The 20918-nt window shown below is 74.9% G+C and carries 15 protein-coding genes; 8 read left to right on the top strand and 7 right to left on the bottom strand.

Going from position 1 to position 20918, the window contains the following annotated elements; genetic code table 11:
• Nucleotides 1–380 precede the first annotated feature (380 nt).
• The 7 genes from SM573_RS07260 to SM573_RS07230 are packed head-to-tail and all read left to right on the top strand — an operon-like array spanning nucleotide 381 to nucleotide 9466.
• Nucleotides 381–986 carry a TetR/AcrR family transcriptional regulator gene (locus SM573_RS07260; protein WP_474615780.1) on the top strand — a complete coding sequence of 202 codons (606 nt, stop codon included), beginning with the start codon at nucleotides 381–383 and terminating at the stop codon, nucleotides 984–986.
• Nucleotides 987–1021: 35 nt separating this feature from the next.
• Entirely contained in the window at nucleotides 1022–1822 is an 801-nt protein-coding gene (locus SM573_RS07255) for a TIGR03084 family metal-binding protein (RefSeq protein WP_474615779.1), read from the top strand.
• Nucleotides 1823–1878: 56 nt separating this feature from the next.
• Entirely contained in the window at nucleotides 1879–3489 is a 1611-nt protein-coding gene (locus tag SM573_RS07250; RefSeq protein WP_474616042.1) for an acyclic terpene utilization AtuA family protein, read from the top strand.
• Nucleotides 3486–4682, top strand: coding sequence for an acyl-CoA dehydrogenase family protein (locus SM573_RS07245; RefSeq protein ID WP_474615778.1), 1197 nt, complete (start codon nucleotides 3486–3488; stop codon nucleotides 4680–4682). Before SM573_RS07250 ends, SM573_RS07245 begins: the two co-directional genes overlap by 4 nt.
• The gene (locus SM573_RS07240) at nucleotides 4679–6280 is read left to right on the top strand and encodes an acyl-CoA carboxylase subunit beta (protein ID WP_474611403.1); all 1602 of its coding nucleotides are present in this window, start codon (nucleotides 4679–4681) and stop codon (nucleotides 6278–6280) included. The genes SM573_RS07245 and SM573_RS07240 overlap by 4 nt, the downstream gene beginning before the upstream one ends.
• 16 nt (nucleotides 6281–6296) lie before the next feature.
• Complete coding sequence (locus SM573_RS07235) at nucleotides 6297–8306, top strand: acetyl/propionyl/methylcrotonyl-CoA carboxylase subunit alpha (protein WP_474615777.1); 2010 nt, start codon at nucleotides 6297–6299, stop codon at nucleotides 8304–8306.
• A complete protein-coding gene (locus SM573_RS07230; protein WP_474615776.1) occupies nucleotides 8303–9466 on the top strand; it encodes an acyl-CoA dehydrogenase family protein in 1164 nt (387 codons plus the stop codon). Before SM573_RS07235 ends, SM573_RS07230 begins: the two co-directional genes overlap by 4 nt.
• A gap of 4 nt (nucleotides 9467–9470) precedes the next feature.
• Here the strand turns inward: SM573_RS07230 and SM573_RS07225 are convergent, their stop codons facing one another.
• From SM573_RS07225 to SM573_RS07215, 3 genes are all read right to left on the bottom strand, one after another.
• Complete coding sequence (locus SM573_RS07225) at nucleotides 9471–10661, bottom strand: hypothetical protein (protein ID WP_474611406.1); 1191 nt, start codon at nucleotides 10659–10661, stop codon at nucleotides 9471–9473.
• Nucleotides 10658–11596: a transporter substrate-binding domain-containing protein gene (locus SM573_RS07220; RefSeq protein WP_474611407.1), complete on the bottom strand. Its 939-nt coding sequence runs from the start codon at nucleotides 11594–11596 to the stop codon at nucleotides 10658–10660. The genes SM573_RS07225 and SM573_RS07220 overlap by 4 nt, the downstream gene beginning before the upstream one ends.
• Nucleotides 11597–11717: 121 nt before the next feature.
• Nucleotides 11718–13520, bottom strand: a complete 1803-nt coding sequence (locus tag SM573_RS07215) for an alpha/beta hydrolase (RefSeq protein ID WP_474615775.1) — start codon at nucleotides 13518–13520, stop codon at nucleotides 11718–11720.
• A 206-nt stretch (nucleotides 13521–13726) separates the two neighbouring features.
• On the opposite strand from SM573_RS07215, the gene SM573_RS07210 reads away from it, so the two are divergent.
• Nucleotides 13727–14059, top strand: coding sequence for a hypothetical protein (locus SM573_RS07210; protein ID WP_474611409.1), 333 nt, complete (start codon nucleotides 13727–13729; stop codon nucleotides 14057–14059).
• 75 nt (nucleotides 14060–14134) lie between these two features.
• On the opposite strand, the gene SM573_RS07205 is transcribed toward SM573_RS07210, so the two are convergent.
• From SM573_RS07205 to SM573_RS07190, 4 genes are all read right to left on the bottom strand, one after another.
• A complete protein-coding gene (locus tag SM573_RS07205) occupies nucleotides 14135–15676 on the bottom strand; it encodes a serine/threonine-protein kinase (RefSeq protein WP_474615774.1) in 1542 nt (513 codons plus the stop codon).
• Nucleotides 15677–15706: 30 nt separating this feature from the next.
• Entirely contained in the window at nucleotides 15707–16210 is a 504-nt protein-coding gene (locus SM573_RS07200) for a hypothetical protein (RefSeq protein ID WP_474615773.1), read from the bottom strand.
• Nucleotides 16211–16448: 238 nt separating this feature from the next.
• Nucleotides 16449–20039 carry an adenylate/guanylate cyclase domain-containing protein gene (locus tag SM573_RS07195; protein ID WP_474611412.1) on the bottom strand — a complete coding sequence of 1197 codons (3591 nt, stop codon included), beginning with the start codon at nucleotides 20037–20039 and terminating at the stop codon, nucleotides 16449–16451.
• Entirely contained in the window at nucleotides 20036–20869 is an 834-nt protein-coding gene (locus SM573_RS07190; protein WP_474611413.1) for an MBL fold metallo-hydrolase, read from the bottom strand. The genes SM573_RS07195 and SM573_RS07190 overlap by 4 nt, the downstream gene beginning before the upstream one ends.
• Between the last annotated feature and the right edge of the window lie 49 nt (nucleotides 20870–20918).

The raw sequence follows: 20918 nt of genomic DNA, 5'->3' as shown, positions 1-20918 counted from the left end.
ATCAGGCAGGCGGCACGAGAGGTCGAGCAGGCGGGATGACCTGAGGTGGACCAGAAATGGGGCAGCTCGACAGGTTGCCGTGGCGCATCCCCGCTCGGAAGCCCGGCCGGGTGAGTTGTCACTCGCCCGGCGGTTCCCGGTTGAGACCAGCCGGTAGCGGTCTGCGGCCGCGGCGGCCGACGCGCCCGACGCGTCCTGACACGCCCGACGCGCCCCGCGCGCCCCGCGGTTCCGCGGGCTCCGCGGGTCCCGCGGGCTCCGCGGGTCCCGCGGGTCCCGGTCGAGCGGCCGGTCCCGGTGACCTGCGGGTCCAGGGCGACCTCCAGGGCAGGAAAAAAGTCAGGCTTGACTGTTTGTTTTGTGGGCGGCACGCTGTCCCCGTGTCCGCCGCATCGACCCGCGTCCCTCAACAGGAACGCAGTCGCGCCACCCAGGCCCGCCTCTTGGAGGCGACCGTCGACTGCCTGGTCGAGCACGGGTGGGCCGGGACCACGACCACGCTCGTGGCGGCGCGGGCCGGGGTGTCGCGCGGCGCGCAGCTGCACCACTACCCGACGAAGGCCGCGCTCGTCACCGCTGCCGTCGACCACCTTGCCGAGCGTCGCGCCGCCGAGTTGCGCACCGAGGCGGAGGGGCTGCCGGCCGGGCCGCAGCGGCTCGACCGGGTGGTCGACCTGCTCGCCGCGGCGTTCACCGGCCCGCTCTTCAGCGCCGCACTCGAGCTCTGGGTCGCCGCCCGCACCGACCCGGAGTTGCGCAAGGCCCTGGTGCCGCTGGAGGCCCGGGTCGGCCGGGAGATGCACCGCCTCACCGTGGCGCTGCTCGGCGTCGACGAGCGGCGTCCCGGCGTCCGGGAGGCGGTCCAGGCCACCCTGGACCTGCTCCGCGGCCTCGGCGTCGCCAACCTGCTCACCGACGACTCGGCCCGCCGCACCGCCCTGCTGAACACCTGGAAGCGCCAGCTCACCACGCTCCTCACTCCCTGACCGGCCCTCGCGGGCACGACCAGACCGGAGGCACCATGGTCGACCTGACGGACCTGCTCGCCGACCTGGCCGAGGAGTCCGAGGCGCTGGAAGCCCTGGTACGCCCGCTGGCTCCCGCCGACTGGGCCCGGGGCACCCCGGCACCGGGCTGGACCATCGCCCACCAGATCGCCCACCTCGCCTGGACCGACCACGTGGCGCTGCTCGCCGCGAGCGACGCCGGCGCCTTCTTCGCCTCGGTCAGCTCCGCGCCCGACCCGGCCCGGCTGGTCGACCACGGCGCCGAGGATTTCCTCGCCCCGCCGGCCGTGCTGCTCGACCGGTGGCGCACCGGCCGGGTGTCGCTCTCCGCCGCCCTCGCCGCGTTCCCGGCCGGCGAGAAGCTGCCCTGGTACGGCACCCGGATGTCGGCCGCCTCGATGGCCACCGCGCGGATCATGGAGACCTGGGCCCACGGGGAGGACGTGGCCGACGCGCTCAACGTACGCCGGCCGGACACGGCCCGGCTCCGGCACGTGGCCCACCTCGGTGTGCGTACCCTCGGCCACAGCTTCGCCGCCCACGGCCGGCCCGTCCCGACGGCGCCCGTGCGGGTCGACCTGACCGCGCCGGACGGCGACACCTGGAGCTGGGGTCCGGCGGACGCCGCCGACCGGGTCAGCGGGCCCGCCCGCGACTTCTGCCTGCTGGTCACCCAGCGCCGGCACCGCGCCGACCTCACCCTGACCGTCACCGGACCGGTGGCCGACGAGTGGTTGGACGTCGCACAGGCGTTCGCCGGACCACCCGGCGCCGGCCGCTCGCCACGGACGGGCACGAGCGAGGTGCCGGCGTGATCCGCATCGGCAACGCCTCCGGCTTCTACGGCGACCGCTTCACCGCCTGGCGGGAGATGCTCGACGGCGGTGAGCTGGACGTGCTGACCGGGGACTACCTGGCCGAGCTGACCATGCTCATCCTCGGCCGGGACCGGATGCGCGACCCGGCGACCGGCTACGCGAAGACCTTCCTGCGGCAGCTCGAAGGTTGCCTCGGCACCGCGCTCGACCGGGGGGTCACGCTGGTGGCCAACGCCGGCGGGCTCAACCCGGCCGGGCTGGCCACCGCGATCGACGCGCTCGCCGACCGGCTCGGACTTCCGGTCCGGGTGGGGTACGTCGAGGGCGACGCGCTGCACCGGCCGGACGCGCTCACCGCGAACGCGTACCTGGGCGCGTTCGGGATCGCCGCCTGCCTCGACGGCGGGGCGGACGTGGTCGTCACCGGCCGGGTCACCGACGCCTCGCTGGTGGTGGGGCCGGCGATCGCGCGGTACGGCTGGACGCGCGACGACCTCGACGCGCTCGCCGGCGCCACCGTGGCCGGGCACCTCATCGAGTGCGGCGCGCAGGTCACCGGCGGCAACTACAGCTTCTTCACCGAACTGCCCGACGGCGGCCGCCGCCCCGGCTTCCCGATCGCCGAGGTGCACCCGGACGGATCGAGCGTCATCACCAAGCATTTGGGGACCGGCGGCGCGGTGACCGTCGAGACCGTCACGGCGCAACTGCTGTACGAGGTGGGTGGGCCGGCGTACCTCGGGCCGGACGTGGTGACCCGGCTGGACACGGTGGCCCTGCACCCCGACGGGCCGGACCGGGTACGGGTCAGCGGCGCGCGGGGAACCCCGCCGCCCGGCACCCTGAAGGTCGGCGTGAACAACCTGGGTGGCTTCCGCAACTCGATGACGTTCGTCCTCTGTGGGCTGGACATCCCGGCGAAGGCGGCCCTCGTCCGCGCCCAGTTGGCGGACGCGGTGGGCCCGGCCGGGCTGGAGTTCACGCTGGCCCGCACCGACCACCCCGACTCGGGCGACACCGAGACGGCGAGCGCGCTGCTGCACGTACACCTGCGCGACGGCGACAAGGGACGGGCCGGACGGGCCTTCTCGTCGGCCGCCGTGGAGCTGGCCCTCGCCTCCTATCCCGGCTGCACGCTGACCACACCGCCCGGCGACGCGACGCCGTACGGGGAGTTCAGGGCGGACGCCGTGCCGCAGGACGCGGTGGCGCACGTCGCCGTGCTGCCGTCGGGCGAACGGGTGCCGATCGCCCCGCCGTCGCGGACCGTGCCGGTGGTGCCGGACCAGCCGGTCGACCTGTCACCGCCCGGTCCGGGCAGCAGCGGGCCGACCCGCCGCGGGCCGCTCGGCGAGCTGGTCGGCGCCCGCTCCGGCGACAAGGGCGGCGACGCCAACCTGGGCGTCTGGGCCCGCAGCGACGCCGGCTACGACTGGCTGCGCGGCTGGCTGACCGTGGCACGCCTCGCCGAGCTGCTGCCGGAGACGGCGCCGCTGACCGTACGGCGGTACGAACTGCCGAACCTGCGCGCCGTCAACTTCGTCGTCGAGGGGCTGCTCGGCCCCGGGGTGGCCGGGTCGACCCGGTTCGACCCGCAGGCCAAGGCGCTCGGTGAGCTGCTCCGCGCCCGGATCGTCGACCTGCCCGCGGAGGTGGCGCGGTGACCATCGTGGAGACACCGGAGCGGCGCCAGCTGCGGGAGCTGACGCGGGCGTTCGTCACGCGGGAGGTGCTGCCGCACCTGGACGACTGGGAGCGGGCCGGCGAGGTCCCGCGGGAGCTGCACGCCACCGCCGCGAAGCTCGGCCTGCTCGGCATCGGATTCCCCGAGTCCGTCGGCGGCAGCGGTGGGGACCTGCTCGACTCGGTCATCGTGACCGAGGAGATCATCCGGGCCGGTGGCTCGTCGGGGCTGGTGGCCGCGCTCTTCACCCACGGCATAGCGCTGCCGCACATGGTCTCGGCCGCCGGGGCGCGCAGCGGCGGGACCCTGGGCGGTCGCCTCCCCGCCGACCCGGGCGCCGCCACCGACCCGCTGGTCGAGCGCTACGTCCGCCCGACCCTCGCCGGGACGATGATCGGCGCGTTGGCGATCAGCGAGCCGGACGGCGGCTCCGACGTCGCCGCCATCCGCACGTGGGCCCGCCGCGAGGGGGACCACTACGTGGTCAACGGATCGAAGACGTACATCACCAGCGGGATCCGGGCGGACTTCGTGACCACCGCGGTCTGCACCGACTTCCCCGGCTCCGGCTCGCTGAGCCTGCTGGTGATCGACAAGGGGACGCCCGGCTTCACCGTCGGCCGCCGCCTGGAGAAGCTCGGTTGGCACTGCTCGGACACCGCCGAGCTGTCCTTCGTGGACGTGCGGGTGCCGGTGGCGAACCGGATCGGCGAGGAGAACACCGCCTTCCTTGCGATCATGCAGCACTTCGCCGCCGAACGGCTCTCGCTCGCCACGCAGGCGTACGCCATCGCGCAGCGCTGCGTCGACCTGGCGGTGCACTGGTGCCGGGACCGATCGACCTTCGGCCGCCCGCTGGTCAGCCGGCAACTCGTCCGGCACCGGCTGGCCGAGATGCACACGCGCGCCGAGGCCGCCCGCGCGTACGTGCACGAGGTGGCGGCGCGGGTGGCCGCCGGAGAGCCGGTGGTCACCGAGGTCGCGATGGCCAAGAACGTGGCGGTCGCGGCGTGCGCCGAGGTGGTGGACCGGGCACTCCAGCTGCACGGCGGCTTCGGGTACCTGCGCGACGCCGAGGTGGAGCGGCACTACCGGGACGCCCGGATCCTCGGCATCGGTGGCGGCACCACCGAGATCATGAACGAGATCATCGCGAAGGGCATGGGGCTGTGACCGTACTGAGCAGCGCGATCGACCCGTCCTCGCCGGCCTTCGAGGAGAACCGCGCGGCCCTGCTGGAGCGGCTGGCCGAGCTGGACACGGCGCTGGACCAGGCGCGGGCCGGAGGCGGCGAGAAGTACGTGGCCCGCCACCACGCCCGGGGCAAGCTGCTCCCCCGCGAGCGGATCGAGCTGCTCCTCGACCCGGACAGCCCGTTCCTGGAGCTGTCGCCGGTCGCGGCCTACGGCACGGACTTCCCGGTCGGGGCGAGCGTGGTGACCGGCATCGGCGTGGTGGAGGGCGTGGAGTGCCTGGTCGTCGCGAACGACCCGACGGTGCGCGGCGGAGCCGTGAACCCGTGGTCGTTGCGGAAGACGCAGCGGGCCGGCGAGATCGCGCTGGCCAACCGGCTGCCGATGGTCAACCTGGTCGAGTCGGCCGGTGCCGACCTGCCCACCCAGGCGGAGATCTTCATCCCGGGCGGGCGGGTGTTCCGCGACCTGACCCGGCTCTCCGCGGCGCGGATCCCCACGGTCAGCGTGGTGTTCGGCAACGCCACCGCCGGCGGGGCGTACGTGCCGGGGATGTCCGACCAGGTGATCATGATCCGCGACCGGTCCCAGGTCTACCTGGCCGGGCCGCCGCTGGTGAAGATGGCGACCGGTGAGGTCACCGACGACGAGTCCCTCGGCGGGGCGACGATGCACGCCACGCGGTCCGGCCTCGCCGACTTCCTCGCCGAGGACGAGCGGGACGGCATCCGGCTGGCCCGCCGCTGCGTACGCCGGTTGAACTGGCGCAAGCAGGGCCCGCCGCCGCGGAACCCGGCCCCACGGCCGCCCAGGTACGACCAGGAGGAGCTGCTCGGCATCGCCAGCGCGGACCTGAAGGTGCCGTTCGACCCGCGCGAGGTGCTGGCCCGGGTGCTGGACGGCAGCGAGTTCGACGAGTTCAAGCCGGGCTACGGCGGTGCGCTGGTCACCGGCTGGGGTGAGCTGCACGGATATCCGGTCGGGGTGCTGGCCAACGCCCGGGGCGTGCTGTTCAGCGAGGAGGCGCAGAAGGCGGCGCAGTTCATCCAGCTCGCCAACGTCACGGACACACCGTTGGTCTTCCTACAGAACACCACCGGCTACATGGTCGGCACGGAGTACGAGCAGCGCGGCATCATCAAGCACGGCGCCCTCATGATCAACGCGGTGTCGAACTCGACGGTGCCGCACGTGACGGTGAACCTCGGTGCCTCCTACGGTGCGGGCAACTACGGCATGTGCGGGCGGGCGTACGAGCCGAGGTTCCTCTTCACCTGGCCGAACGCGAAGTCGGCGGTGATGGGCCCGGCCCAGCTGGCCGGGGTGCTCTCGATCGTGGCCCGGCAGGCCGCCGCCGCCCGGGGCCGCGAGTACGACGAGGAGTCCGACGCCGCGATGCGGGCGATGGTCGAGCAGCAGATCGAGTCCCAGTCCGGGGCGCTCTTCCTCTCGGGCCGCCTCTACGACGACGGGGTCATCGACCCCCGCGACACCCGTACCGTCCTCGGCCTCTGCCTGTCGGCCATCCACAACGCACCGGTGAAGGGCGCCGACGGCTTCGGCGTCTTCCGGATGTAGGTAGCGGAGCGCACTCATGATCACTCGACTGCTGGTCGCCAACCGGGGCGAGATCGCCCGCCGCGTCATCGCCACCTGCCGCCGGCTGGGCGTCGAGACGGTGGCCGTGCACTCCGACGCGGACGCCGACGCGCCGCACGTCGACGAGGCCGACCACGCGGTACGGCTGCCCGGCAACAGTCCCGCCGAGACGTACCTGCGCATCGACCGCATCCTGGACGCGGCCCGCCGCACGGGTGCGGACGCCGTGCACCCGGGCTACGGCTTCCTCGCCGAGAACGCCGAGTTCGCGGCGCGGGTGGTCGACGCGGGGCTCACCTGGATCGGGCCGTCGGCCAAGGCGATCGCCGCGATGGGCGACAAGGTGGCCGCGAAGGCCCTGCTCGCCGACGCGGGCGTGCCGATGCTGCCCACCTGGACCGACGGCGACCCGATCACCGATTTCCCGGTGCTGGTCAAGGCGGCCGTGGGGGGCGGTGGCCGGGGCATGCGCGTCGTCCGCGACGCGGCGGGGCTCGCCGAGGCGGTCGCGTCCGCACGGCGCGAGGCGGCCGCGGCGTTCGGTGACGGCACGGTCTTCGTCGAGCGGTACGTCGAGCGCGGCCGGCACGTCGAGGTGCAGATCCTCGGCGACCGCCACGGCACGGTGGCCGCGCTCGGGGTGCGGGATTGCTCGATCCAGCGGCGGCACCAGAAGATCGTCGAGGAGGCGCCGGCGGTGGTCCCGCCGGAGGTGCGGGAGCGGCTGCACGAGGCCGCGGTCGCGGCCGGCCGGGCCGTCGACTACGTGGGCGCCGGCACCGTCGAGTTCCTGCTCGCGCCCGACGGGGAGATCTACTTCCTGGAGATGAACACCCGGCTCCAGGTGGAGCACCCGGTCACCGAGCTGTGCACGGGGCTGGACCTGGTCCGGCTGCAGCTGCTCGTCGCCGAGGGCGAGCCGCTGCCGGAGGAGGCGGTGACGCCGAGGACGCGGGGCCACGCGATCGAGGTGCGGCTCTGCGCCGAGGACCCGACCGAGGGCTTCCGCCCCGCGACCGGGGTCCTGCACCGCTTCGCCGTCCCCGGTGTGGACCGCGAGTTCGACGGCCTCGCCCGGGCCGGGCTGCGGCTCGACTCCGGCGTGGTGGACGGCTCGACGGTCAGCGTCCACTACGACTCGATGCTCGCCAAGCTGATCGCCTGGGCGCCGACCCGTGCGGAGGCGGCCCGCGCGCTGGCCGGAGCGCTGTCCCGGGCCGCGCTGCACGGGGTGCCGACGACCCGGGACCTGCTGGTCCGGGTGCTGCGCAGTCCCGAGTTCGGCGCCGTCGAGATCGACACCGGCTTCCTCGACCGCCATCCCGAGGTCTTCGTCCCGCTGGTGCCGGCCGGGCGGACGCCGTCGTACGCCCTGGCGGCGGCACTGGCCTCGGCCGCCGCGCGGCGGGCGGACGCCCCGGTGCTCGGCGGGCTGCCGTCGGGGTGGCGGAACGTGCCCGCGTTCCCGCAGGTCACCCGGTTCTCCGGCGCCGACGGGGAGGTCGAGGTGCGCTACCGCCTGGACCGGGCGGGCGGGCTCGCGCACTGGTCGGTACGACCGGCCGGCGAGGCCGCGTCAGCCGGCGACGCGACGGCGGCCGGCGACGTGACCCTCGTGTCGGTGGCCGCCGAGCGGGTGGTGCTGGACGTCGCGGGCGTCCGGGAGACCTACCGGGTCCACCGGGTGGGCTCGGCGGTGCACGTGGACGGGCCCGACGGCGCCGTCTCCTTCACGGAGCTGCCGCGCTTCCCGGAACCGGCCGCCGACCTGGCCGCCGGTTCGCTGGTCGCGCCGCTGCCCGGCACGGTGAGCCGCCTGCACGTCGGGACCGGTCAGCGGGTCGCCGCGGGGGACGTGCTGCTCACCCTGGAGGCGATGAAGCTGGAACATCCGGTGCTCGCCCCGATCGACGGCGTGGTCGCCGAGCTGCCGGTGCCGGCCGGCGCCCAGGTGGACACCGGCGCCGTCCTGGCCGTGGTCAACCCCCTGGAGGACGCGTCATGAACTTCGACCTCACCGACGAGCAGCAGCAGCTCCGGGATGCCGTACGGGCGTTGGGCCGGCGGTACGGGCACCAGTACTTCGTGACGAAGGCGAAGGCCGGCGAGCACACCACCGAGCTGTGGGCGGAGGCGGGTCGGCTCGGCTACCTCGGGGTCAACATCCCCACCGAGTACGGCGGCGGGGGCGGCGGCATCACCGAGCTGGCGATCGTCTGCGAGGAGCTGGCCGCGGCGGGCTGCCCGCTCCTGCTGCTCGTGGTCTCCCCCGCCATCGCGGCCACCGTGATCAACCGGCACGGCACCGAGGCGCAGCGCAAGCGGTTCCTGCCCGGCTTCGCCGACGGCTCCCTGCAGGTGGTCTTCGCCATCACCGAGCCCGAGGCGGGCTCCAACTTCCACCGGCTCGGCACGGTGGCCCGCCGCGACGGCGACGACTGGCTGCTCTCCGGCCGCAAGTGCTTCATCTCGGGCGTCGACGAGGCCCGGTACGTGCTCGTGGTCGCCCGGACGGAGGACGCCACGACCGGCAAGCTGAAGCCGGCGCTCTTCGTCGTACCGACCGACGCCCCCGGGTTGACGTGGTCCAAGCTGGACATGGAGATCGTCTCCCCGGAGAACCAGTTCCTGCTCTACCTCGACGACGTCCGGCTGCCCGCCGACGCGCTCGTGGGCGAGTCGGTGGACGCCGGCCTGCCGGCCCTGTTCGCGGGGCTGAACCCGGAGCGGATCACGGTGGCCGCGATGGGCGCGGGCAGCGGCCGGTACGCGATCGAGCGGGCGTCGGAGTACACCGCGACCCGGAAGGTGTGGGGCGGCCGGAGCATCGGCGCGCACCAGGGTGTGTCGCACCCGCTGGCCCACGCCTCGGTGCAGGTCGAGCTGGCCCGACTGATGATCTACAAGGCGGCCACCCTCTACGACGCGGGGCGCGACCTGGAGGCCGGGATGGCCGCCAACATGGCGAAGTACGCCGCCGGTGAGGCCGCCGCGCTGGCCGTGGACACGGCGGTGCAGGTGCACGGCGGGGCCGGGATGACCACGGAGTACGGGGTGGCGACCCTGCTCGGCGCCGTCCGGGCCGGGCGGATCGCCCCGGTCAGCCGGGAGATGATTCTGAACTTCGTGGCCCAGCACGTCCTCGGTCAGGAGAAGTCGTACTGAGCGGTCAGCCGACCGCCCGGCAGGCGGCGTCGATGCGGTGCACGGGGCGTACGCGCCGGCCCAGGCCTTCCATCAGGGAGTCCTCCACGTGGAAGTCGTGGATCCGCAGCCGGTGCCGGGGCAGCTCCTCCTCGCTCGGGCAGAGCACCTGCGCGCGTACCTGGTCGACCGGCACGTAGCGCACGCCGCCCCGCTCCTGGAGGATCACCATGTTCGCGTCGTCGGTGGTCACCACGTGCCCCCGTACGTCAACGGTCGGCCCGTCCTGCGGCCCCACGGTGGTGACGGTCAGCGGGAGCACCGGAGTGCTGATCACCGGCACGGAGGCCCAGATCAGCATGACCAGCACGGCCACCTCCGTCACCGAGGCGAGGGGGCGGATCACCGCGCCCGGCAGCGGCCCGGAGATGCCCAACGCGAGCAGCGGCGGCACGGCGAACAGCGCCAGTGCCAGCAGCTCGCGCTGTCGTGCGGCGTCGAGCAGGGTCGGCAGCAACAGCCAGGCGTACGCGGCGAGCAGCACCCCGATCAGCAGCAGCCGCGCACCGACCCGCTCGTGCAGCTGCTCGGGGGTGAGCTGGAAGGCGGCCACGAACGCCGGGACGAGCAGCGGCAGGTAGAGCAGCGGCCAGGTGACCAGGGCGAGCAGGAAGCTCGCCAGCACCAACCAGGTGGGCGTGATCTCCGCCCAGCGGGCGAAGAGCGGACGGCGTCGGGTGCCCGGCGGCAGCCGGTCCACGCTGGCCCCCAGCACCGCACCCAACGCGAAGACGGCGACCAGCGCGGTGGAGAGCAGTCGGGCCGCGGTGGTGAGGAAGCCGGCGAGCAGGTTGACCGGGCCGACGTTCGCCACCAGCAGCAACGTGGTCTGGAGCTCCCCGCCGGCCTCGACGCCGAGCCGCAGCACCGAGAAGACGGCCGGCACACCGACCACCGCGGTCCAGAACGACTGGCTGGCCCGCGCCTGGCGCTCCGCCTTGTCCGGCCGGTCGACGCGCGGCCAGGTGCGGTCGTACCAGGCCGCCGGCTCGCTGACGGGCACCGAGTCGGATTGCTCGGTAGCTGACGCGGCCTGCTGCGGTCCACCGCCCGCCTCGGCGCCGAGGCTCGTCGGCGGGACGCCGCCCGACGGGGGCCCGGATCCGTCCGCGCCGGGGGCACCGCCGGGAGTGGTGGCCGCCGCCGCGCTGGTCACCGGGGTGCCTTGTCGTCGAAGTCGACAAGCTTCGGCACCTCCAGCGGCTGCGGTTGCCGTTTCTCCGCCCGCAGCCACGGGCCGAGCGTCCGGTTGTAGGCGGTCTGCCACGGGCTGGCCCGCCCCGCCCGCTCCAGCTGGTAGCTCTTGTCGAGGAAGAACGCGACCAGGTCGCGCAGGGCCGGATCGCCGATCGGCACGCCCACGCCGATCAGTTCACTCGTGCCGAACGGCATGTCGACGATCTCGAACTCGGTGGGGTACTGGGACCGGAAGCCGGCGAGCATCGTCTCGTCGGAGCTGACGGCGTCGTAGCGGCCGGCGCGGATACCCGCCACGCAGTCGCCGACGTCCTTCACCACGAACGTCCGGACCTGGTGCTTCTCCAGCTCCGCCTCGGTGGTCGAGCCTCCGCTGGTGCAGACCTTGTAGGCCGGATCGCGCAGGTCCTCGATGGTGCGGACCTTGTCCTTGAGCCGGATCGGCACCATCACCTCCTGGGTGGTGACGAAGTAGGGCCCGGCGAAGCTCACCAACTTCTTGCGCTCCTCGGTGATGGAGAAGCTGGAGACGACCAGGTCGACCGTGCCGCCCTGGAGCGCGGGAATGCGGTCCTCCGTCGAGACCGGGACGAACTCGAGCCGCTGCTCCCCCTCGTAGCCGAGGGAGGCGGCGATGTAGCGGGCGATCTCCACGTCGAAGCCGCTGTGCACCCCGTCGCGCAGCTCGCCCATCAGGGGCTCGTTGGTCGCCACGCCGATCCGCAGCTTCGACTGCCCGTAGATGTGCGACTCGCGGAGCTTCTCCTGCACCGACGGGAGCTCCGGCTCCTGCCGACTGTCACAGCCGGCGGCCGCGGCGAGGGTGAGGGTCATCGCCACGGCGAGGGTGGTGGCTACCGCACGAACCCGGGACCGGGTGGACGGTTCGTTCATCGGCGACCTCGCTGACACGTACAGCCTGCGGGACACCGAGCGTAGCGACAGGCGTCCATTTCCGGTGGCCGCCGAGCCGGGGTACGGCAGGCGCCCGATCGCCCGCCGTACCCCGGGGTCCTCAGCGGACGGTCAGCGCGCCCACCGCGGGCAGCGGCGCCACCACCGGGGGCAGCCGCTTGGGCTCGCCGCGGCGCGGTGCGCCCTGGTCCGCGAGGGTGCGCTTCGCGGCCTCCGCCCGGTCGGCCGCCCGCGCGCCCGCCGCCTCGGGGGCGAAGGGCTGGACGTCGCCCGTGCAGACCGTGCCCTTCGCCGGCAGCGTGCCGCGCAGCAGGTAGGCGTCGATCGCGCCGGTCGCACAGGCCGACGTGCCGTAGGCGGTGTGCCCCCAGTTGTCGCTGCTGAGCAGCCGGCTGTTCGGCAGCAGCCCGGCCGCGCTCACCGCGCCCCGGTAGTTGGTAGCCGGGTCCCAGTAGTTGCCCACCACGAGCACCGGCGCGGCCGTGCGCCGGTCGAAGGGACCGGTGTACGCGTCCTCGTCCCGCACGGTCCAGGTGCTCCGTGCGCACGGCGAGGTCGCCCACGCCCAGGCCCGGCCGAAGTACGGGTCACGCTCGTCCGCGCGGGCGGCCCGAGCCGGCCAGGAGGCGGCGTCCTTCGGGTGGTTGCCGTCGGTGCAGTCCACCCCCAGGAAGGTCTCCAGGCTGTTGTCGTACGGGAAGTCGAACCGGCGGGCCTGTTGACGCGCCTCACCGGCGAGCCGGACGACCGCCGCTCGCGCCCGTTCCCGCGCCGGGACGGCCGCCGCCGGGTCGGTGAGCACCAGCAGCTCGGCGGTCAGGCCGACGACCTGCTGATAGCCGTACGGGTCGTAGAGCCCGCCGAGGGTGGCGGAGACGAAGTCCGCGTAGGTGACCCGCAACGAGCCCAGGTCCGGATCCTCGATCACCAGCGGCGCGGCCCGCAGCCGCTTCGCCACCAGCTCGAACGTCCCGGCCGCCGCACCGGCGATCGGGCAGGCCGCCGGCCCCGCGTCGTCGCACCGCCCGAGCATCTCCCGCAGGGCCCGGTACGCCCCCTGTGCGCTGCGCAGCCGGTCCTCCTGGAGCAGGTCGCGGGCCTTGCCCTTGCCCACCCACGCGTGCGGGTCGAGCACGCCGTCGATCACCAGCGCGCGGAACCGGTCGGGGAACATGTTGGCGTAGTACTGCCCGAGCGCGCTGCCGTAGCTGAAGCCCAGGTAGGTGAGCTTCCGGTCGCCGACGGCCCGGCGCAGCACGTCCATGTCGCGGGCGACCTCGGCGGTCGACATCGCGCCGCTGAGCGGGCGCCCCGTCGTCGAGCAGCCCCGACCGACGGCCTTCGACGAGGCCACGTACGCCTTCTCCTCGGCCTTCGTCCAGGGGAAGGCGACGTTCAGCCCCGCGTAGGCACGGGTCTGGTCCTTCACCGAGGCGAAGCAGCGCACCTGCTCGCTGCTCGACACGCCGCGCGGGTCCACACCGACGACGTCGAACCGGTCGAGCACCTCGTCGCTGAGGAAGTAGGGGGCGGCGAGCGCCATGCTGGTGCCGGAGCCGCCGGGCCCGCCCGGATTGACGAAGAGGCTGCCGATCCGGCGCTGCTGGTCGCGGGCCTTCACCCGCAGCAGGGCCACCTCGGTGGTGGCGCCGCGGGGCTTGTCGTAGTCGAGCGGTAGGCGGACAGTGGCGCACTCGGCGTAGTCGTAGCAGGCGTACCAGTCGAGCTCCGGCGTGGGGACGCGGTCGACCCGGCGCGCCTCGGCGGGGCTGGTGCGGTCGGTGACGACGGGTCGCCCCCAGCCGGTCGTGGTCGGTGCGGCGGCGGCGGGTTGGACCGCCGCCCCGGCCAGGAGGGTGCCGATGATTCCTGCTGCGGCCAGGGACCGGGTTCGTCGTGGCATGTGGACGCCTTCCGGTGGACGACAGGGACACTGCCGAGACGGCGCTCGGCCCCAGTCACTCTAGGGATCGTAGGCGATGGATGCGGCCCACGAAACGCCCACAAAGGCGGCATTCGACGTCCGCATGTAATGTTTTCGCCGATGCTGACGCTGCACCCGGACGGGCCGGCGGTTGACAGCGGCCACACCACCGACATGCTGGACGGGTGAACCGGTTGACCAGGTCCGACGCGCGAACGGTGGCGGTCGTCGCGGCGGTCGCCGCGCTCTCCCTGCTGGTGACGCTCGTCGTCTGGCGCCGGCAGGACTTCCTCGGCGTGGTGCTGGCCCTGCTCTGCGTCCTGCTCGCCATCGTCGCCGGGGTGTCGGTGACCGCCGCGCGACAGCCGGACGGGCGGGCGGAGGCGGAGATGTCGCCCACGCCCGTGCCGCCGCTGCCCCAGCCGCTCGGCATCGACGCGGACACCCTGGAGGCACTGGACAGCCGGGACACGCTGCGCGCGGTCCGCGAGCGGCGCCGCGGGCTCGGCGGATCCTGAGCGTCGGCGCCAGCGAGTCCGAGCGTCGGCGCGAGAGGGCCTGAGCGTCGAGGCCGGCAGGTCTGAACGTCGGCGTCAGTGGCCGACGAGCGTCGGGCTCCGCAGCGCGTCGACTCCGCGACCGGCCAGGCACCGGAACGTCCGGTCGACGCTGCCCTCCACCGGGGGCAGCACCTCCAGGCGCCAGCCGTCGGCCGGGTCGATCCGGCTGGTCAGCCGGAACGTGGTCGGGCTGCACACCCGCCGCACCGTCGCGTCGGCGCTCACCGCGGGGTAGTCGGCGCCGACGAGGGCGACCGGCAGCACGCCCTCCGCGTACGTCTCCCAGGTGTGTGGGCCCTCGCAGGACACCCGGGTCGCCTCGGCCCGCGTCCCGCGCACCCGCACCGGCCCGAAGCACTCCAGCTCGGGGGCGCAGCGGGCGCCGTCGGGCAGCGCCGCCTCCGCGGCCGGGTCGGCGCACCCGGGCAGTTTGCCCCGGGCGGCCCCGGCGACCTGGCTCACCGACGACGACGGGCCGGGCGTCGGGGGCCCCTGGGCCACCCAGGCTCCGGCGGCCGCCGAACCGGCCAGGGCGAGCACCCCGGCGCCTCCGAGGAACCAGCGGCGGCGCCAGCGCCGGCCCCCGCCGGGGGCGGGTGCGGGGAGCGTGGGATGGGCCTCCTCGGCCGGCGGCCGGGGCAGCGGCTGCGCCGAGCGGCCGGCGGCGTACGGGCCGGAGGTGGTGGGACCACCACTGGCCGGGATGCCCATCCCCAGCACCGGCGCTCCGCTGATCGGCGCGGCGGCCGGTTCGATGGGCAGCGCGGCGAGCATCCCGAGCAGTTCGGCGGCGGAGGGTCGCTCACCGGGGTCGTTCGCCATCCCGGCCCGCAGCACGTCGATCAGCTCGTCCGGGATCCCGGGCAGCCCGGGGATCGGCTGGTTGAACATCTCCAGCACGGTGACCAGACTCGGGTTGCGCTCGGACTGCCAGCGCGGCGGGCGGCCGTGCATCACCGCGTAGAGGGTCGCGCAGAGCGCGTAGACGTCCACCGCCGGGGACGGCGGGCTGTGGTTGAACATCTCCGGCGGCGCGTAGGCCGGGGTCAGCACCTCGAGCGTGACGGTCGGGTCGCGGACCTCGGCCAGCACGGCGAGCCCGAAGTCGGCCAGGACCGCCGGGTTGAAGTGCGAGAAGAGGATGTTCGCCGGCTTCACGTCGCGGTGCAGCACGCCGGCCGCGTGTGAGTGGGCGAGCGCGTCGGCGATCTTGATGCCGAGATCGCGCGCCTCGGCCGCGCCCAGCGGGGAGGTGCGCATCCGCTCCGCGTACGACCCGTCGCAGAGCTCCATGATCAGGTAGGGGTGCTGGTCGACGGTGACCCCGACGTCGAAGAGGTCGACCACGTGGGGGTGGGACGACATCCGGCCGGCCGCCCGCGCCTCGCGCAGGAACCGGGCCTGGTCACGTTCGCTGTCGAGGGTGCGGTTCTCCACCTTGACGGCGACCTCACGGCCCACCGAGATCTGGGTGGCCCGGTAGACGGTGGCGTATCCGCCCCGGGCAAACACCCGCAAATCAGTCAGACCGGGCACGATGGGTACCGGCAGGCTGCCGGACGGGGTGTCGGTCACAGCTCGAAAATACCCAACCCGACGGACAGCTCAGCGGGCCGCATCGACCGCGGGCACATCGCCGGCCGGGTCGGGCCGGCCGCCGCCACTCGGATCCGCCGCGCCGCCGACGCCCCCGGCCACCTCGGCGCCGGCCGCCCGGCGGGCGTCCCACCAGAGCCCGGCGGCGGTCGCCAGGGCGCCGACGCCCTCCCAGGCGGCCACCCCGAAGAACCGCCCCGGGGCGATGTCCGCCAGCACGGCGATGCTGAACACGGTGAACGTGACAAGCCGGAACAGCACGGTGAACCGGTAGAAGGCACGCCATTCGGTCGCCGTGGCGAGCAGGTAGTAGACGCCCATGTTGAACGAGGCCATCGAGGACGCCATCAGGAAGGTGCCGGTGTGGTCACCGGGCGCCCGGGTCTGCGGCAGCTCGAAGCCGAGCGACCGCAGCATCGCCTCCGGCCAGAGCAGCCCGACCGCGCCCATGACCAACGCCAGCACGCCGAACACCGCGATCGTCCAGCCGGCAACCGAACGCGGCAGCCTCATGACGGCCCTCCCCAAGCCGGTACGGCCGCCACAGTGGACCGCCGCGTGGACCTGACACGCTAGCCGCTGACCCGCTTCGGGCACATCACCGAAACCGGCGGAACACCCCGCCCGCACCGTCCTCCCCGAGCGAGGCGGCAAGGCGCCGACGCCCGGGAGGAAGGGCACCGACACGACGGCGGGACGCCGGTGACACCCACGCGTCGGCAGGGCACCGCGCCGACAGTGTGCCGGGCGCTCAGGCGCCGGCGAGGCGGGCCCGCAGCGCCTCGGCGCCGTGTCGCTCGCTGCGCTGCTCGGTGGCGTACGCCAGGCGGACCGCCTCCTCGGCGGCGGCGAGCGCGTCGGCGTGGCGGCCGCAGGCGGCCAGCGCCTCGGCGAGCACGCTGGCCCCGATCACCTGGCTGCGGACGTCCTCGGCCGGTGCCGCGACGGCCCGCCGGGCCCAGTCCAGCGCCTGCTCCCGCTGCCCGTGGGCGAGCAGCGCCGAGGCGTACCGGGCCATCGTCTGCCGGCGGGAGAAGAGCAGCGAGGGCGTGTGACCGGCGGCGGTGGCCACCGGAGCGAGCAACCCCACGGCGGTCGCCGAATCGCCGGCGGCCAGTCGTGCGGTGGCCAGCAGCACCCGGGGCGCGACCTGCGCGGGCGCCTGCGGGTTGTGCGGCTCCACGGTGGTCAGCACGGCCCGCGCGTCGCGCTCGGCCGCGGCGATGTCCCCCATGTCCAGTGCCACGAAGCCGCGCAGCGTGCCGGCCATCCCGGTCAGCAGGGGGTGGGCCGTGCGGTCCGCGTACGACAGCGCGTCGGTGAGCAGGTCCGCGGCGTGCTCCGGCTCGCCCAGCCCGCGTGCCACCACACCCCGCACCACCAGCGCGAACCCGCAGCCCCACTCGTCGGAGGCGGCGGCGAACTCCCGGTACGCGCGCCGGGCACCCCGGTCCGCCTCGGCCAGCTCGCCCAGCTCGGCGGTCGCGAACGCCTCGACGGCGCGCAGCGTGCCGACCGCCCACGCCTCGCCGACCCGCTCCCCGAAGGGCAGGAACACCCGTGCCAGCCGGCACGCCTCGCGCAGCCGGCCGGCCAACAGCCGGGCGAACGCCGTGGTGCCGCGCAGCCAGGCCCGCCCGTACGGGTCCTTCAGCTCGGCGAAGAGCCGGGCGGCGCGGCCCAGCACCGCGTCGGTGCCCGCGAAGTCGCCCCGCGTGGTGGTCACCCAGGCCAGGTTCTGCAACGACCAGGCCTGCCCGCGCCGGTCCTTCGCGGCGAGGCTCACCTGGTACGCGGCCGCCAGCCGGCTACTCGCCTGGCTCAGCCGGCCGGACACGAAGTCGGCCATGCCGAGCCGGCGCATCGCCGAGGCCCGCAGCGTGGGCAGGTCGCCCGCGGTGGCCACCTGGAGGGCCTCCTGCCAGGCGGCGACCGCCCGGGCCTGGTCGCCGAGGGTCTGGTGGGCCTGCCCGGCCAGCAGCAGGGCGCTGCCCCGGGTGGCCTCGTCCCCCGCGTTGGCGGCGATCTTCTCCGCCGAGGCGAGCGCGTCGGCGACCCGCCCGATCTGGAGCAGGGCGCGGGCGTGCACCACCTGGTCGGCGGCCGGTACACCGTCCCGGGCCAGGTCGGCGGCGCGCTCGGCGTGCTCGACGGCCAGGGCCGGCTCGCCGGCGGCGAGCGCGCGACGGGCGGCCCGGCCGAGCGCCGCGACCGCGAGCGGGACCACCGCTCGGGCGGGCGCGTCCGGACGCAGGTTCACGGCGTCGGCGAGCGCGGCGGCCCGTTCGGCGTGGCTCGCGACGAACTCGTCCCGGTCGACGTCGGTGAAGGTGCCGCCCGGCGCGGCGACGGGGTCGTCCCCGGCCGCCCCGGGCGCCGCCCAGCGGGCCAGCGCGGCGTGCCGCTCGGCCAGTTCGGCCTTGCTCACCCCGGAGTACGCGGCTTCGCGCATCAGCGGGGTGGCGAACGCGTATCCGGTGCGGGTCCGGTGCAGCATGCGCCGTTGCAGGAGTTCGTCGACGGCCCGTTCGAACTCGACGGTGACCACTGCGGCAGGTCGCCCGTCCCGCCCGGCCCGCTGTTCGCGCAGCGCCTCCAGGGCGCCCGTCGGCACGGTGTCCCCGACGACCGCGGCGTCCCGCAGCACCGACCGGGCGTCCGGCGGGAGCGCGTCGATGCGGGCCGCCAGCACGGCCGCGAGGTCACGGGAGAGCAGCCGGCTGCCCAACGATCCGGGCACCAGCCGCCAGGTGGCGCCGGAGGACCCGCTCCGGTCCCCCACCTGGGTGAGCGCGCCCCGCTCCATCAGCAGGGTGACCAACTCGGCCAGGTAGAACGGGTTGCCCTGCGCGGTGGCGAGCAGGCGGTCGGCGTCGGCCTGCGGCAGCCTGCCGCCGCCGAGGTAGCTGGTCAGCAGCCGGGCGGCGTCGGCGCCGCGCAGCGGCGGCAGCACGTGCACCTCGGCGTCGGCCACCCGGGTCATCGCACCGGCGGTACGCACCAGCTCGGGACGACCGAGCAGCAGCACCAGCACCGGGCCGGTGAGCCGGGACAGCGTCGTGCCCAGCGCGCGGGTGGTCTCGGCGGTGGCGTCGTGCAGGTCGTCCACGATCACCACGAGCGGCGCCTCGCCGGCGAGCGCGCTGAGCAGGTCGGCGACCGCGTTCGGCACCGCCTCCGCGTCGGCGGGGGGCTGGGCGGCGCTCCACTCGCTCTGGTCGGTGGCGCCCGGTGGCAGCTCCGCGTAGCCGAGCAGGGCGAGGAGCTGGTCGCTGGCGATCGGCGCCGGCTCGCCACCGCGGGCCACCCGCTGGCCGAGCCGGCGCAGCCGCTCCTCGACCGCCGGCCGGGTCAGCGCCGTGGCCGGATCGTTGGGCAGGCCCACCGCGGCCCGGACCAGGTCGGCGAGGGGGGCGAGTCGGCGCCGCTCCCCGAAGGCGGCACAGCGCACCGAGAGCACGCGCGCCCCGGTGTGCGCGGCGTACCGGCCCGCGCCGACGTCGTACCCGGCCGCCAGCCGTTCCACCTCGGCGGCGAACCGGGACTTGCCGATCCCCGCCTCGGCGGTCATCAGCAGCACCCGCGGCTCGCTCCGGTCGATCACCTCGGCCAGCCGGCCGGCGACCCGGCCGATCTCCGTCTCCCGGCCCACGAACGGCGCCTCGTCGCCGAGACCGGAGCGGGTGCCGGGCGCGTCCAGGAGCCCGAGCAGCTCGTACGCCTCGACCGGCTCGCGCTTGCCCTTGAGCCGCAGCGGTCGCAGCGCCCGCCAGGAGGCGACGTGCCGGGTGGCCGCGGCGGTGCGGGCGCCGGCGTAGACCGCGCCGACGGCGGCGGCGTCGGCCAGCCGCGCGGCGGTGTTCACGGTGTCACCGATGACCGTGTACTCGATCGCGGCCTGGATGCCGGCGATCACGTCGCCGGTGTTCAGACCGACCCGCAGGCCGAGCGGCGCGCCACCGCCGCGCTCGTCGTCGAGCACCCGGCGCACCGCGCGCTGCATGGAGAGCGCCGCGCGGACCGCCCGCTCGGCGTCGTCCTCGTGCGCCACCGGCGCGCCGAACACCGCCATGATCCCGTCGCCGGTCAGCTTGTCCACGTGCCCGCCGAAGGTCTTGACCGCGCCCGCGAGCGCGGCGAGCACCCGGTCGGTGACGGCGCCGACCCGTTCCGGGTCGAGGTCCTCGGACCAGGAGGTGAAGTCGGAGAGGTCGCCGAAGAGCACGGTCACCACGCGCCGCTCGGCGGCCGGCAGTGTCGCGGCGGCGGGCAACGCCGCGCCGCAGTTGTGGCAGAACCGCGCGCCGGGTACGGCGACGGTTCCACACACGGGGCAGGTCACGGCTGCTCCAACTCCGGGTCCCCCGTCCCGGATTCCCGGATCTCGACCCCGAGGTACTCCAGCTGGGCGCGTACCGACCACTCGGCGGCCCACCAGAGCGACCGGTCCACGTCGGCGTACACCGTCGCGACCACCTCGGCGGGTGTGCCGGCGCCGGCGGCGACCGCCGCCCGGACCTGGTCGAGCCGGGCCCGCCGGTGGGCCAGGTAGAAGTCGGCCGCCGCGCCGCAGTCGGCGAGCGCCGGGCCGTGCCCGGGCAGCGCCGGCAGGTCGCGGTAGGTGGAGAGCAGTTCGAGGCTGGCCAGGTAGTCCCCGAGGTGCCCGTCCGGGTGCGCGACCACGGTGGTGCCCCGCCCGAGGATGGTGTCGCCGGTGAGCACCACCCGCTCGTCCCCGTGCGCGGCCACGAAGCAGACGGAGTCGGCGGTGTGCCCCGGCGTGGGGACGACCCGCAGGGTCAGCCCGGGGACCTCCGGCGCGGAACCGGCGGTCAGCGGCGCGCCATCGACGGTGTGCGCCGCGTCCGCGGCGAGCACGGGCACCCCGCCGAGCAGCTCGGCCAACCGCCGGGCGCCCTCGGTGTGGTCCGGGTGGCCGTGCGTGATGAGCACATGCCCGACCGGCCCGTGTGCCGTGATCGCGGCGAGGTGCGCCTCGTCGGCCGGCCCCGGGTCGACCACGACGCCCCGCTCGGCACCGGGGGCGCGCAACAGCCAGGTGTTGGTGCCGTCGAGGGTCATCGGCCCCGGGTTCGGGGCGCGCAGCAGCGTCACCCAGCTCGGCAGCTGGTCGGCGAGCGCCGCCGCCGGCGCGGTCACGTGCCCGGTCATGGCTGCGATCGTACGGCCCCGCCCGCCCCACCCCGCGATCTTGCGGGGA

Source organism: Micromonospora xinjiangensis (assembly GCF_056150165.1).
This window is presented reverse-complemented; position numbering and strand designations above follow the sequence as displayed.

Excerpts from the sequence above, each read along its gene's own strand:
- SM573_RS07230 (WP_474615776.1), top strand. The coding sequence starts at position 8,303 with ATGAACTTCGACCTCACCGACGAGCAGCAGCAGCTCCGGGATGCCGTA.
- SM573_RS07215 (WP_474615775.1), bottom strand. The coding sequence starts at position 13,520 with ATGCCACGACGAACCCGGTCCCTGGCCGCAGCAGGAATCATCGGCACC.
- SM573_RS07190 (WP_474611413.1), bottom strand. The coding sequence starts at position 20,869 with ATGACCGGGCACGTGACCGCGCCGGCGGCGGCGCTCGCCGACCAGCTG.
- SM573_RS07235 (WP_474615777.1), top strand. The coding sequence starts at position 6,297 with ATGATCACTCGACTGCTGGTCGCCAACCGGGGCGAGATCGCCCGCCGC.
- SM573_RS07200 (WP_474615773.1), bottom strand. The coding sequence starts at position 16,210 with ATGAGGCTGCCGCGTTCGGTTGCCGGCTGGACGATCGCGGTGTTCGGC.
- SM573_RS07255 (WP_474615779.1), top strand. The coding sequence starts at position 1,022 with ATGGTCGACCTGACGGACCTGCTCGCCGACCTGGCCGAGGAGTCCGAG.
- SM573_RS07220 (WP_474611407.1), bottom strand. The coding sequence starts at position 11,596 with ATGAACGAACCGTCCACCCGGTCCCGGGTTCGTGCGGTAGCCACCACC.
- SM573_RS07250 (WP_474616042.1), top strand. The coding sequence starts at position 1,879 with ATGCTCGACGGCGGTGAGCTGGACGTGCTGACCGGGGACTACCTGGCC.